Annotated in this window: 13 protein-coding genes; 6 read left to right on the top strand and 7 right to left on the bottom strand. The window is 69.8% G+C overall.

The window, feature by feature from the left end:
- Window positions 1-35 precede the first annotated feature (35 nt).
- Window positions 36-236 carry a DUF397 domain-containing protein gene (locus tag ACZ4WQ_RS02390; RefSeq protein ID WP_385347205.1) on the bottom strand — a complete coding sequence of 67 codons (201 nt, stop codon included), beginning with the start codon at window positions 234-236 and terminating at the stop codon, window positions 36-38.
- A 138-nt stretch (window positions 237-374) separates the two neighbouring features.
- Here ACZ4WQ_RS02390 and ACZ4WQ_RS02385 point away from each other — a divergent pair, with 138 nt between their 5' ends.
- The 4 genes from ACZ4WQ_RS02385 (at window position 375) to ACZ4WQ_RS02370 (ending at window position 3,148) form a co-directional block, all read left to right on the top strand.
- Entirely contained in the window at window positions 375-539 is a 165-nt protein-coding gene (locus ACZ4WQ_RS02385; RefSeq protein WP_385347203.1) for an ATP-binding protein, read from the top strand.
- 142 nt (window positions 540-681) lie between these two features.
- The gene (locus ACZ4WQ_RS02380) at window positions 682-1,107 is read left to right on the top strand and encodes a DUF4260 family protein (protein WP_311730026.1); all 426 of its coding nucleotides are present in this window, start codon (window positions 682-684) and stop codon (window positions 1,105-1,107) included.
- Window positions 1,100-1,648, top strand: coding sequence for a TetR/AcrR family transcriptional regulator (locus ACZ4WQ_RS02375; RefSeq protein WP_311730025.1), 549 nt, complete (start codon window positions 1,100-1,102; stop codon window positions 1,646-1,648). The genes ACZ4WQ_RS02380 and ACZ4WQ_RS02375 overlap by 8 nt, the downstream gene beginning before the upstream one ends.
- Before the next feature lie 123 nt (window positions 1,649-1,771).
- On the top strand, window positions 1,772-3,148 hold the full coding sequence (locus ACZ4WQ_RS02370) for a PT domain-containing protein (RefSeq protein ID WP_468021925.1): 1,377 nt from the start codon (window positions 1,772-1,774) through the stop codon (window positions 3,146-3,148).
- A gap of 76 nt (window positions 3,149-3,224) precedes the next feature.
- Here the strand turns inward: ACZ4WQ_RS02370 and ACZ4WQ_RS02365 are convergent, their stop codons facing one another.
- From ACZ4WQ_RS02365 to ACZ4WQ_RS02355, 3 genes are read right to left on the bottom strand one after another with little or no spacing between them, the layout of a single operon-like run.
- Complete coding sequence (locus ACZ4WQ_RS02365) at window positions 3,225-3,554, bottom strand: putative quinol monooxygenase (RefSeq protein ID WP_311730023.1); 330 nt, start codon at window positions 3,552-3,554, stop codon at window positions 3,225-3,227.
- Between the two features lie 51 nt (window positions 3,555-3,605).
- Entirely contained in the window at window positions 3,606-4,694 is a 1,089-nt protein-coding gene (locus tag ACZ4WQ_RS02360) for an acyltransferase family protein (protein WP_398370027.1), read from the bottom strand.
- Window positions 4,691-5,332, bottom strand: a complete 642-nt coding sequence (locus ACZ4WQ_RS02355; protein WP_385347196.1) for a TetR/AcrR family transcriptional regulator — start codon at window positions 5,330-5,332, stop codon at window positions 4,691-4,693. The genes ACZ4WQ_RS02360 and ACZ4WQ_RS02355 overlap by 4 nt, the downstream gene beginning before the upstream one ends.
- A 170-nt stretch (window positions 5,333-5,502) precedes the next feature.
- Between ACZ4WQ_RS02355 and ACZ4WQ_RS02350 the strand changes: the two genes are divergently transcribed.
- Window positions 5,503-6,375, top strand: a complete 873-nt coding sequence (locus tag ACZ4WQ_RS02350; protein WP_468021924.1) for a hypothetical protein — start codon at window positions 5,503-5,505, stop codon at window positions 6,373-6,375.
- A 201-nt stretch (window positions 6,376-6,576) separates the two neighbouring features.
- A complete protein-coding gene (locus tag ACZ4WQ_RS02345) occupies window positions 6,577-8,715 on the top strand; it encodes a DUF6571 family protein (RefSeq protein ID WP_468021923.1) in 2,139 nt (712 codons plus the stop codon).
- 148 nt (window positions 8,716-8,863) lie between these two features.
- Here the strand turns inward: ACZ4WQ_RS02345 and ACZ4WQ_RS02340 are convergent, their stop codons facing one another.
- The 3 genes from ACZ4WQ_RS02340 to ACZ4WQ_RS02330 form a co-directional block, all read right to left on the bottom strand.
- Window positions 8,864-10,021, bottom strand: coding sequence for an ARPP-2 domain-containing protein (locus tag ACZ4WQ_RS02340; protein WP_311730092.1), 1,158 nt, complete (start codon window positions 10,019-10,021; stop codon window positions 8,864-8,866).
- 5 nt (window positions 10,022-10,026) lie between these two features.
- Window positions 10,027-11,451 (bottom strand): hypothetical protein, encoded by a 1,425-nt coding sequence (locus tag ACZ4WQ_RS02335; protein WP_468021922.1) that lies wholly within the window; start codon window positions 11,449-11,451, stop codon window positions 10,027-10,029.
- Window positions 11,452-11,664: 213 nt separating this feature from the next.
- The gene (locus ACZ4WQ_RS02330; RefSeq protein WP_385347186.1) at window positions 11,665-12,948 is read right to left on the bottom strand and encodes a sensor histidine kinase; all 1,284 of its coding nucleotides are present in this window, start codon (window positions 12,946-12,948) and stop codon (window positions 11,665-11,667) included.
- Between the last annotated feature and the right edge of the window lie 61 nt (window positions 12,949-13,009).

Raw genomic sequence — 13,009 nt, 5'->3', positions numbered from 1 at the left:
GACGAATGTACCGCTGTGAGGTGAGCGGGGGGTTATTAGCGGCCGGGGCGGTCGAGGGCGCCGGTCTTTATCGTTCGGAGGAGTGCGCGGAGGGCGGTGGGGGTGGTGGTTATGACGGTGTGGGGGTCGTCGCTTTCTCGGAGGTGGGGGGTGCCGGTGGGGTCGGTGGCGACCTCCACGCATGCGTCGGTGTGGCCCTCGCTGAAGCTTGACTTCTGCCACCTGAGCTGAGACATGAGTGCCCTTCCTGGAGCAGGGGATAGAGGAGCCGCTGGATCAACCCCAGCGAGTCCTTCCCGCTACGTGCCTCCGGGGAGACCGTCGCGTCAACTGGAGGCAACGCCAGGGACTCGGGCTCGACCCTGCCCCAGCCCGTGCGGGCCGAGGTCGACGACGAGGGCGGTCGGGGGCTGGCGCTCGTCGAGTCGTGTTCGGACGACTGGGGGGTTGTCGACTACACCGACAAGGACGCGGGCGTCACCGGTAAAGCCGTGTGGTTCGCCCTCGCGCCGCCGAAGGCCGAGGAGCGGCGCGGCTGAGCGCCAACGCGGCTGAGCGCCAACGCGGCTGAGCGCCGACGCGGGCATCCATGCGCGGGGCGTCGTCCTTGACGGCTAACGCCGTTAGCCTTAGCTTTGTGGCTAACGGTGTTAGCCCACGCATCTCGAAGGAGGCTCCCCTATGGGCGCCGCGACCCCTGTCACTCCGGCCCCGCGCCGCACGCTCACCGTGGTCCGCCGTGCCGCGTGGTTCGGTGGCGCCTTGTTCTGGTCCGCCTTCGCCGTACTGGAGGCGGTCAAGCACGGCTGGGTCGCCGGTCTGCTCGCCTTCGCCTTCCTGCTCGCCCCCGACCTGACGATGCTGATCGGTGTCCGTGAGGCGGCGTCCGCCGGGCTCGTCCGGGGCAGGCTCCTCCCGCGCGCGGTCCCGTACTACAACGCCGTCCACCATCCGCTGGTCCCGCTGGCCCTGATGGTGGTCTATACGTTCGGTGTGTTCGTCTGGGCGCCTGCCTTCGCGGCACTCTGCGGCTGGATGGCCCACATTTCGTACGATCGGGCTTTCGGCTACGGACCGCGCACCAAGGAGGGCTTCCAGCGTGGCTGACCCATTCACCGACCGGCTCACCCCGCGCGCCCGGGACATCGTGAGCGCTGCCCGGGCGCTGCTCGAGGAGGAGGGTCCGGAAGCACTCACCATGCGTCGGCTCGGCGACCGCCTCGGCATCAAGGCCCCCTCCCTCTACAAGCACTTCCCCGACAAGGCGGCGGTGGAGTCGGAGCTGATCGCTCTGTCGCTGTGGGAGACCGCCGAGGTACTGGAGGCCGCCGAGGCCGCCGATCCGGGGTCCGTACCGGCCCTTGCCGAGGCCTACCGCCGGCATGCCCTGGCCCACCCGCACCTCTACCGGCTCACCACTGAGCGCCCTCTCCCGCGCGCCGCGCTTCCGCCCGGTCTGGAGTACCGCGCCGCCGCGCCTCTTCTCCGCGCCTGCGGCGGCGACGAGGATCTTGCCCGCGCCGCCTGGGCGTTCGCCCACGGCATGGTCGTCCTCCAGCTCAACGGCCGTTTCCCGGACGGTGCCGACCTGACCAAGGCGTGGGAAACGGGCGCGGCCGCGTTCCAGCCGGCGACGGCCGACTGCTGAGGGCCACCGTGTGGGACTCGGGCGTCGCGCGCCGTCGACGCCGCGCCGGGAACCGTTCTGCCGGATTTCGCGTGATGACCTGACGTGCTGTCGGCTGGTGGCGGGCGAACGAAGGGGGAGCCGGTGCGGGGTCGGATGCGGGCGATGGTGGGCGTGGCGGTGTCGCTTTCGGTGGCGCTGGTGGCGTGCGGGCCGGACAAGGAGAAGGAGTACACGGGGGCGGAGCCCTCGAAGGGGACCGCGGCCGAGGCCGCGCGGTACGCGCCTCTGGTGCGGCTCGCCAAGGGGGAGTCGCTGATGCCGATGGACGCGACGCGGTTCATCGGGCGGTCCGCGCTGCGCTTCGACCACGATGGCATGTGCCGTGACGAGGGACCCGCGGCCGAGCCGATCGACCCGCGGCGGTTGGGGAGTAAGGACAACCCCTACCAACACGCGGACGTGGAGCCGGGGAAGTCGTCGTCCAAGCCGGTGTCCTGCCCAGGACACGGGGAGAAGTGGCACACCTCGACCGAGTCCGGCGGCGGTTTCTATCTCGACCCGCCGAAGGAGGTGCGCAAGGGCGAGGGCACTGACGCGCCGGTCTACTGGGAGTACCACAAGCACAAGAGCGACCCGAAGCGCGCGGCGTACGTGTACTGGTTCTTCTACGCCTACAACAACCTGATCGCGGGCAACAGGCACGAGGGCGACTGGGAGCGCGTCGCGGTCCAACTGCGCGACGGCAAGCCAGAGGCCGTGACCTTCGCGAAGCACGGCGGCGATCCGTGCAGCGTGAAGTGGTCGGACCTGGATCCGCAGAACGGGCATCCGACGGTGTACTCGGCGCGTGGTTCACACGGTTCCTATCCGACCAAGGGATACCACCGGGTGAACACCACGTTCGACCGGACCTCGAAGGGCACCGAGTGGCGCACATGGGACAACGTCCGCCCTGCCGACGGCGAGCCCTGGTGGGGGTATGCCGGGTGGTGGGGTTCGCAACAGCATGTGAGCGGCTTCAACGGGCCGATGGGCCCGAACCCGGGGCGTCTGCTGCCGGGCATCTTCACCAACGACAGTTGTGGGCCCGCCGACAAGAAGCCGGCGGATCCGCCCAAGGACCAGCCCACGGACCAACCCTCAGATCAGCCCACGGACCAGGCCGCGCCCAGGACGAAGGAAGGGGCGATCCGGCGGTACGAGGAGTACCTGCACGCCGTGGGGCGGGAGGACATCAAGACGGTCTGCGAGATCGCCGGGCCCGCGGCGAAGCAGGCGGAGGATCAGGGGTTCGGTCCGTGCACGTCCACGTTCCTCGTCACGTTCCAGATGATCTCGCCCACGCAGAAGAAGGCTCTGCAGACCGCGACGGTCGACCCGCAGAAGGTCGTCGTACGAAGCCCCGACAAGTTCGACATCTCAGCCGCGGCGGTCAAGGCATCTGTCACCTTCTCCGAAAACGAGATCGGGACCAGCACCCTGGAGTACATGAAGGACGACTGGTACATCACTGACTGAACGAACGGGCGATGTTCGCCCTATCCGGGCGCGGTGATCTCCGCGGAGCGGCCGCGTACGTCGAAGCCCGCCGTCCTTATGGTTGCGGGTAGTGGCTGATCATGGTGTTGAAGTAGCCCTCGGGGAGTTCTTCGAGGTAGTCGAGCAGATTGGCCAGGAAGTCGGAGAGCGGCGGCTGGGCGTTGTGGCGGTCCAGGTCTTCCTGAGAGCGCCAGAGCTCGTACAGGAAGAGGCGGCCGTCCTCGTGCTCGTGGAGGTGGTACTGGAGGTTCCCCTCTTCCTGGCGGGTGGGCTCCACGAGGGAGGAGAGGAGCTGCCTGACCTCGTCGGCGCGCTCCGGCTTGGGGCGCAGGAAGCCGTAGAGGGAGATGGGCGCTTGCGTGAGCGTCGTCGTGTGCGTGGTCATGAGGCGACCCTAGGGACTGACACCGGTGTAAAGGTCAAGTGATCCGGGAGTTCAACTGATCGGGAGCGTGGCGGCCGGCTGGTGTGCCCGCAGGCCGAACATGGTCCGCAGCCCTGGCGTTCTGCGGATGGCTTCGTAGCTCGCGACGCTGAGGCAGAGCGGCAGCACCATGATGATCGCGAAGGCGATGGCGCTGTGCTCCACGGTCCGCAGAACATAGTACGCGGTGATGATCAGATAGGTCTGGTGCAAGATATAGACCGGAAAAGCCGCCGGGCTGAAATAGTCCATGAAGGCTGATGCGCGGTCCAGATACCGCTTCCCGTACCCGAGCATGGCCAGCAGGGTCGCCCAGTACACCGGATAGTGCCAGGCGGCGGACAGCGGATCCGTCTGGCTGCCTCTGGCGAATCTCTCGACAAGAATCCCGACGGCGCCCGGGACGGAGATGCACAGATAGCCGCGCCGGGCCCTTTCCAGGGTGTCGATGATCGTATCTCTTGTGGCGATGAGAAAACCGAGCAGTACATATCCGGCGTAGGTGAAGATGTTCTCCCCGCCGATCTCCGGCAGGAAGGACAGCATCGCGAGGCCGGCCGCTGGGAGCAGCGCGAGGACCGGGTCGTTCAGCCAGGACGGCGTGTACTGGCGCCGGATCACCGTGAGCATCAGGGGCAGCAGGGTGACCGATATGACGAAGAGAAAGAGGATGAACCACAGATGCGCCGGTGAGATCGAGGTCAGCACTGACCAGTCGGAGAAATCTGTGAAGTAGGACCACAGGAAGTCGGGGTAACTGCCGCGATAGCCGTGGTGGAACTTCATCGCGTAGTACGCCTGCGGCGGCACGATGACAGCGCAGCCGAAGAGGAATGGTACCAGAAGTCGCAGACAGCGTTCCTTCACATAGCCCCGGGCCGCTCGCTTCCGCAGCGCGTAATAACTCGACATGCCGGCCAGGAGAAAAAGCAGCGGCATGAACCAGAAGGAGGAGACGTTGACCAAGGCCGAGGAGAAGACGTTCTCCGGGCCCTTGACGTAAAACTCTGGATTGTCGTTGAAGATTCGCGCGGTGTGGAAGGGGAACAGGAAGACGATCCCTAAGTTCCGCAGCCAGTCGACGTATTCCTTGCGTTTCATGACGATGCCTCCCCGGTCAGCCAGCCGAGCACGGCGCCCAGCGCCCGCTCCGCGGTAGAGGCGTCGATCCCTTCGGGGTCGACGAGATGCTCCATCGACAGGCCGTTGGTCAGGCAGTGCAGGATCACTCCGGCCAACTCGGGGTCGATGGGCGGTCTGATGCCGACGCGTTCGGTGGCCGCCCGGACGGCGTCGGCCGCCGCCGCCCGCTGGGCGCGGCGCATGGGGGTGACCGCCGCCTTGGTCTCCTCGTCGCGGGTGGCATGGGTGGCGAATTCGAGGCCGAGCCGGCCCCTGACGGTGTCCTGGACGATCCGCTGCGCGACCAGACGTGCGGCCTGATCGATGAGCGCGGACACGTTCGCGGCCTCGTCGATGCCGGTCATCACACTGGCCAGTTCGGCTTCGGCGCGTTCGCTGAGTAGCGCGCCGAAGAGTTCCCGCTTACTGCCGAAGTTGGAGTAGACGGCGCCCTTGGTGAAGCCGGCGGCGTGGGCGATGTCCTCCAGCTTGCTGTCGGCGTAGCCGCGCTCGGCGAACACTCGCCCGGCGGCGGTGAGCAGCCGGCGGCGTACCTCCTCGCGGGGGAGGCGGGGGACCGGCTCCGGTGGGTGTCGATGACTGTCTGTATCTGACATGTGCAGACCGTAGCATACCCACGGGTATTCAGTACCCGCGGGTATCAAAGCCGCCGGTGAAGCTGGCATCCTTGCCGGGGTCGCAGCTGGAACCCGCTTGTCGCGTCCAGCTGTGTAATGCCTGTTGACGTGTGTTCAGAAAGCAGCAGCATGGGGAGAGGCCGCAGCACATGAGTCACAACCAGCCGCCACCCGGACCGTACGGCCCGCCTCCAGGTCCGCCGCCCGGCCAGCCGCCGCAGGGCGGACCGAATCCGTACGCGCAGCCGCCTCAGCCCGGCTACGCCTACCCCCAACAACAGCCGCAGCCCGGTTATCCGCAGCCCGGCTATCCGCAGCAGGGCTATCCGCCGCCCGGCATGCCCGGCATGCCGCAGCCCCCGCCGAGCGGCGGCGGCAAGGGAAAGACGACAGGCCTGGTGATCGGCGCGGTGGTCGTGGTCGCGGCGATCGTCGGGGGCGTCCTGCTGCTCGGCGGGGGGAGTGACGAGGACGGCGGCAAGCTCACCGACGACGGCAAGGACTACAAGCTCACCGCACCCAAGACCGTGCTCGGCGAGTACGCGAGCGAGGACTCCGGCGAGGTACCGCTGGTCGGCGAGAAGGCGCAGGCGTTCGGCATGACGAGCGGCATGGGCCTGGACGCGGAATGGCGCACTGCCGGGGGCGCGAAGAAGCTGAAGCTGCTGGGCGCCTACGGGGAGGTGAAGGACCCGGAGAAGTCCGTCGACGCGTTCTTCAGCACCCTGAAGAAGAGGAGCGAGACGGCGGGCACCAGCGACAGTGACGCGCTCGTGGTGGGCACCCCGGAGCGGAAGTCGCCCGAGGGCCTCGAGAACGCCATCATGAAGTGCCAGCTCATCAAGGCGAAGGAGGACCCGGGCGAGGGCGAGCCCAGCCAGCTGCCGCTGTGCGCGTGGGCCGACTTCGACACGGTGGCCGTGGTGGTGCCCAGCGAGGGGACGAAGCCCCTGACGCTGGACGACTCCGCCAGGATCGCGGCCGATCTCCGCAAGGAGGTACGGGTGGAGGACCCGAAGTAGCGAGGTGTGCGCGCCCCTCTCCGGATGTGACCGGACGGGGCGCCCGCCGTTTCTTGTGAAGTATTTCTTTCGACATGATGAACCGGGCCCTGAACAGGCCTTGTTTCCCCAGGCCAGGGGTACTGTCGCGATTCGACCCGACGTACCGCAACCGCCTGAAGCCTTGCCATGGGGGAGACCGTGCTCACGTACCACCAGGTCATGACAGCCGACCTGTCGTACCTGGAGAACGCAGCCGAGCAATGGAAAGAGGCCGCGAAGAAATTCTCGGATGTCCAGAAGGTCTACCAGGAGCGAGTCAAGTCGGTAGGCGAGGACGGCAGCTGGACCGGCGATGCAAACCTCGTCGCCGTTGACAGCATGGACATCACGGACAAGCAGTTCACCGCCGCGCAGACGGAGGCCAAGGCCATTGCCTCGCTGCTGACGGACGCCCACCGGCAGTTCGTGGAGCTGCGCGGAAAGGTGAAATCCGCGGTCGCGGAGGCGGTGAAGGCCGGAATGATGGTCTCGGACGCCGGTATCGCGCGTTACGACTTCTCCAAGGCCGGCGAGTCGGAGGCCAATGCCGCGCGGCACGACCCGGATCTGCACCGGACCGAGCAGTCGTGGACCGAGCACATCGCGGCGGCGGTCAAGGCGGTCGACGACGCCGACCAGGGCGTGAAGCTCGCGCTGAAGGAGGCCGTGCGGGACACGAACCCCTTTGACGGCGCGGTCAACGGGTTCAACGGCGAGGCGGAAGGCGACATCGAGAAGGTCGAGGCCAAGGCGGCCCAGGACCTCGCGACCAGGCTCAACTCCGGCGACCGGCTCAGCGGCAAGGAACTGGCCGAGTTCCAGCGGCTGTTCCGCGACAACGAGCACGACAAGGCGTTCAGCCAGACCTTCCTGGACGGGCTGGGCCCCAAGGGCGTCATTCAGCTCAACAACAAATTCCACAGCCTCGGCAAGGGCGAGGACAAGACGGAATTCACCGCTCTCCAGGAAGGCGTGGCGACCTCGATCGCCACGGCCACCAGGACGCCCTCCGACCCCTTCTACACGAAGTGGCGCGAGGGCCTGCGCAAGGTCGGCGACGAGAACTTCGACAAGGAACTGAACCCGCTCACCGGATATCAGTCGTTCGTCGATCTGATGACGCACGGCAAGAACTATGGGAAGCAGTTCCTGACCGACGTCGGCGACGACATCATCGCCGTGGAGCAGAAGGACGACTTCGGGACCGGCCGGTGGAAGCAGCTGAACGCGGGCCACCGGGACTTCACGGGCGACCCGCTCGACACCCTGCTCGGCATCATGGGCAAGCAGCCCGACGTGGCGACGTCCTTCCTCGACCCCGGGGCGGACGGCCAGAACGGGCGTCTGAAGTATCTGCTCCAGGACCGTGACTGGCCCTCCTGGGAGACCGCCACCGGCTACGGCTCGCTCAGCCAGGACGCCCCGGGGAACCGGCTGGGCCTGGGGGCCGCGCTGGAGGCGGCCGCCACGGGCGCCGTGCCGGGCACCGAGCATCCGCTGGGCGGGCACACCGAGGGCGAGGCCCGGGTCATGCACGACACCATCAAGCTCCTCAACAAGGACTGGCACGGCGACGAGATGCCCGCCAACCTGCGGTCGAGCCTGGGCCACATGCTCATGGACTACACGTCCGACACCCACGAGATCCTGTCCCGCACCAACGAGAACTACAAGGTCAACGCGGACGGCGACGGGGTGTGGAACGACGGCGGCACGGTGCGCATGGCGGTGTCCCCCGAGGAGCTGTCGCGCATCATGCGCGGGGTGTCCGAGGACCCCGCGGCCTACGCCGGGATGTACGCCGCGGAGCGGCAGTACGCGGCGCAGACGCTGGCCGGAACCGACTTCAAGCACCCGAACGACCGCACCGCCGCCATCAACGCGGCCTCCTCCACCTTCGGCTTCTACGACGGGGTCAGCTCCGACATCCTCTTCGACAAGAGGGACAAAGCGGTGCAGTGGGCCTCGGACGTCCGGACGGCCGCCTTCATCATCCCCGGATTCGCGCTCAACTTCGTGCCCTCCACGCCCGCCGCGGTGCCGATCCTCGGCGACGCGGCCCAGTCCATCCTCTACGCGGGCATGTACGAGTGGGGCAAGGACCACGTCGCCCAGGCCAGCGCGTCGGCGGCGCAGGACAACATGAAGGCGTTCGACGTCGGGCAGCGGCAGGTGGACGCCCTCGTGGTGGGCTGGAGTAAGGAACACGGCGAGGCCGCCGACAGCGGCCTCACCAGGACGCTCGTCGGCTCCGGCCAGGAACGCCACGACAGCGCCCGCCGCGAGGCCCTCCAGGCCCTCGGCCGCCCGGGGTTCTGACGGCCGCCGGGTGCTCCTGCCCCGCCCCTTCCCGCGGCATCGATGTGCGGCTCCGCCACGTGGCAGGGGCTGCGCGCTTGCCCCGGGGCCTGGGGCGGAGCCCCAGTTGTGGGAAGGGGCGGGTAGGGGAAGGAAACGCCGGGCGTCCCTAGCGGGCGCGGGCCGCCGCGCGGTAGTGGTCGCGTATGTCCTGGCGCAGCAGCGCGCCGAAGCCCGCGTGCTCGATGCGGGAGGCCAGCTGGTCGAGGGTCACGCCCTGGGCGTCGGCCGTCGCCTCCAGGCGCCAGTCGTGGGCGGCGAGGAGGGTGAGCAGATGGCCGCGGCGGACCTGCGCCTCCGACAGCCGGAAGGTCTTGAGGTAGGCCAGGCGCCCGTCCTCGTGGGTGATGGTCTCGCCGATGTGCTGCTCGGTGTTCCGGCGGAAGGGCGGCAGAAAGCGGGACAGGGCGAACGGCCCCATCGTGCGGACGCGCCGCAGGGTGTACGACTCGTCGAGCAGCCCGCCCGCCATGGTGCCGTCGTGGAACTCGGCCCACTCGCGCCGGTGCCGGGCCGCCTCCGCCCGCAGATCGGCGAGCGAGCCCACCGCGCTGTCGCGGATCCGGGCCCGGAACTCCGGGACCGGCGCGTGCAGCGTGGTGTAGTGGTGGATCAGCTCCCCGAAGAGGTCCAGGACCAGCGAGGGGTGCAGGGCGCGGTAGTCGTCGGGGTGCGGCACCACGAAGGCCGAGGCCAGGGCGTCGGCCGCGTACACCATGACCCCGCACTGGCCGGGGTGGATCTCGAAGACCCGCAGCGCGTCGCGCAACCCCTCCACCTCGGCCCCGACATACGCCTGCTCGACGCGCGGGGACAGTCCTCGGGCGACCGCCCGGTGCGACCACTCCTCCCAGGCCACCTCGGGGCCGCCGAAGTGCAGCGCCAGATAGCCCTCCAGGGCCAGGTGCAGGGGCAGGAAGCGCACCCGGTTCTTGTCGACGCGGCGGGCCATCCGGCGGTGGAAGCGGAGCGGGACGCATGGCGGGCGCGGCCCGCGCGGGTCCCGCCGCAGCTGGGTGCCGTAGGAGGCCGCGGGGGTGCCGTCGTCGGTCCAGTTGGCGACGAAGCCGTGCGGGATGTAGGAGCAGTACGCGGTGCGCCGGTCCAGCTCGACGGCCGCGAAGTCGTCGCCGTAGAGCCGGTCGTCCAGGCGCAGATCGGTGATCGGCTCCTCGCGCACCAGCGGCACCAGCCGGATGGCGCCCCACACCTGGGAGGGCAGCGCGGTCAGGCCCGTGAGCGCCACGCCCGTCGTGTCCTGCTTCACCGGCTTCACCGCTCCACCTCCAGAAACCGCCGCACGCGGGTGTCCACATGCGCCCACAGCTCGGCCGCCCGGCTGCGGCCCTCCGCGAACTGGGCGAGCTCCACCAGGGCCGGGACGTCCTCCGCGTCCCGCACCCCGACGGTCGGCACCTCCCGCGCCAGCCGCCGTACGTCGAAGTCCTCCGCGTCGTACACCGGGTTGAGGTGGACGACGCTGGTGCGGCCCCGGGGGTCCAGGCGGGTGCGCCATATTCGCAGCACCTCGCCGGCCAGGCCGGGCGGGGCGTTGTCCCAGCCGTCGGAGACGATGACCAGCCGGTCCGGGCGGTGCTCCAGCGCGTCCAGGACGCGGGTGCCCAGCGGCGTCGGCCCCATCGGGTACGTCAGCAGCGCGTCGGTGCGGCCGGACAGCCACAGCGGGATCAGTTCGCCCGCCAGCGCCTCCAGCAGGAAGTGGCAGCCCAGCGCCACCGCCAGCGGCCGGCGCCGCTTCTGCGCCGAGCCGAAGGCCGAGAAGCTGTCGTCCAGCACGGCGGCCACCCTGCCCCAGCTGCCCGCGCGCGGGCCCGCGGTGCGCAGCGCGGCCGCCCGCAGCGCGGCGGTCAGCTCCTCGCGGCGGCGGACCCGGTCGTCCAGGGGGAGGGCCAGGACATAGCTCGCCAGCCGGGTCAGGGGCATGGCGGCGAGGTCGGCGGCCACCGCGTCCGCCCGGTGCGCACGGGCCGACTCCTGGAGCCGCAGCCGCTCCAGCCGGGTCAGCCGCGGGGCGATCCGCTCCAGGAAGGCGCCGCGGTCGATGCCGTGCCGCGCCGCGAACCCTTCGGCGACCGTGTACGGCAGCTCGTACAGCGCGCTCTGGGTGTAGTGGGCGCGGCGCCAGGACTCGAACAGGGGGGTGGTGAAGCCGGTGCGCCGGGTGTGGGGCGCGAAGAGGAAGGGGCCCAGCTCGCGGTCGAGCCGCAGATGGGCATGGCGGGCGACCGCCTTGACCCCGGAGCGGTACTTGACCGCGTCGAGCGCCGGATCGGGCCGGGCCGCCAGCCAGTCCCGCATGATGGCCCGGGTGCGGCGGTTGTTGACCCCGGCCCGGCGCACCTCGCGGAAGAGCCGGTACACCCGCTGCGGCGGAAGCACGGCCAGCCGCCCGGCGATCAGCCGCCCCTCGGTGCGCCGCTGCTCGGGTGTCGCCTCGGAGGCGGTCTCCAGCAGCCTGCGCACGATCAGCGCCGCGTTGTGGTGGTTGATGTCCAGCGCGAGCGTCGCCGCGTACAGCTCGCGGTAGTTGCCGAGCACATACGCGTGCAGGAAGGCCAGCGACATCCGCTGCTCGTCCGCCTGGGACCGGAATTCGCGCTGTCCGGTCGAGGTGATCGCCGCGTTCACGAACAGCAGCAGGTCCTCGGCCGCCACGAGGTCGGCCTGGTTCTCCATCGAGGGGCTCCCCTGGCGGCACGGCGGTGATGGCATGAAGGGGTCGGCCGGGGAATGGGGGCACGAGCTGCGAATCATCGCTTAACAGGCGGGTTCCGGAAGTCGCGCCGGAGTCCCGCGGCCGACTGTCGCACGCTAACACCCCAGGACTCGGCCCCGCCTTCGGGTTTTCCTTCGGGTTTCCGGGAGGACCGGCGACCCCGGGCGGTGGTGTCAGGCCGTGGGGCGCGGGGCGGACAGCTCGCACGGTATCTCGATGGTCACCATCGTCGGCCCGCCGACCGGGCTGCTGATCGCCATCACCCCGTCGAAGGCGCCCAGCCGCCGCTGCACCCCGCTCAGCCCGGAGCCCTCCGAGGCGGACGCGCCGCCCTTCCCGTCGTCGGTCACCGCGATGCGCAGGGTGCCGGTGGGGTCGTCGTGGTGGATGTCGACCCACACCCGCTCGGCGCCGGAGTGCTTGGCCGCGTTCGTCAGCAGCTCGCTGACCGAGAAGTACGCCGCCGACTCGACCGGCTCGCCCGGCCGGCCCGGGAGGTCCACCTCCACCTCGACGGCCAGCGGCATCCGCAGCGCCAGGGCCTGCACGGCATCCCCCAGGCCCCGCTCGGCCAGCACCGGCGGGTGGATGCCGCGGACCAGGTCGCGCAGCTCGGCCAGCGCTTCGGCGGAGCTGGCGCGGGCCGCCGAGAGCAACTCCCTGGCCTTCGCCGGGTCCTTCTCCATGAGCGCCTCGACGGTGCCCAGGCTCATGCCCATGGCGACCAGGCGGGCCTGCGCGCCGTCGTGCAGATCGCGCTCGATGCGGCGCAGCTCGGCGGCGGAGGTGTCCACCGCGTCGTGCCGGGTCTCGGTGAGGCGCTGGACCCGCTCGGCGAGCGTCATCCGCGGCGTGGGCGCGAGCAGAGCCCGCCCGAGCAGGAAATGCGCACGCAGCAGGACGGGGGAGGCGAAGACGCCCAGGACCATGACCCCGGAGCCCAGCAGAGCGGCGTAATTCGCGGTGGACTGGGAGGTGACCGGGATGAACCCGTACCAATAGCCACCCGCCCCGTGCACGATCGGCCGCCAGGTGCCCAGCGCCAGGGTCCAGCCCTCCACCCCGAACGGAATCAGGCCGAAGGCCAGCAGCGCCAGGACGGCCCCCGCGGTCAGGTCGACGAACAGCCACAGCAGATCCCGCCAGGTCGCCGGGTCCTTCAGCAGCCTGGTGCAGCGGTCCACCACGCCCACCACCCCGGGGCGCGACACGGGGGGCAGGGCGCGGTACGGCAGGGGGATCTCGACGCCGCACCAGCGGGCGGCCAGGAGCCGTCTCTGATTGGCGTGCGCGCGGACCAGGGCGAGCACGAGCGGGGTGGCGATCACCCCGATACCCAGCGGGATGAAGACCAGGGACACCACCGCCAGCGTGAACAGTGTGATCGACCCGGCCAGCGAGGCGATCGCGAGCCCCAGCCCCCGAGCAGTGGCCACCAGCCCCCTGCGCACCCTCATCGGACACCCCCTTGAACGCTTCGCCTCCACCGCTCAAGTCTGGCGGACCGGGCACGGCCCG

The sequence above is a fragment of the Streptomyces sp. NPDC028305 genome (genome assembly GCF_055569495.1).
The sequence above is the reverse complement of the archived record's forward strand: the minus strand, read 5'-3'. Positions and strand labels throughout refer to the sequence as shown.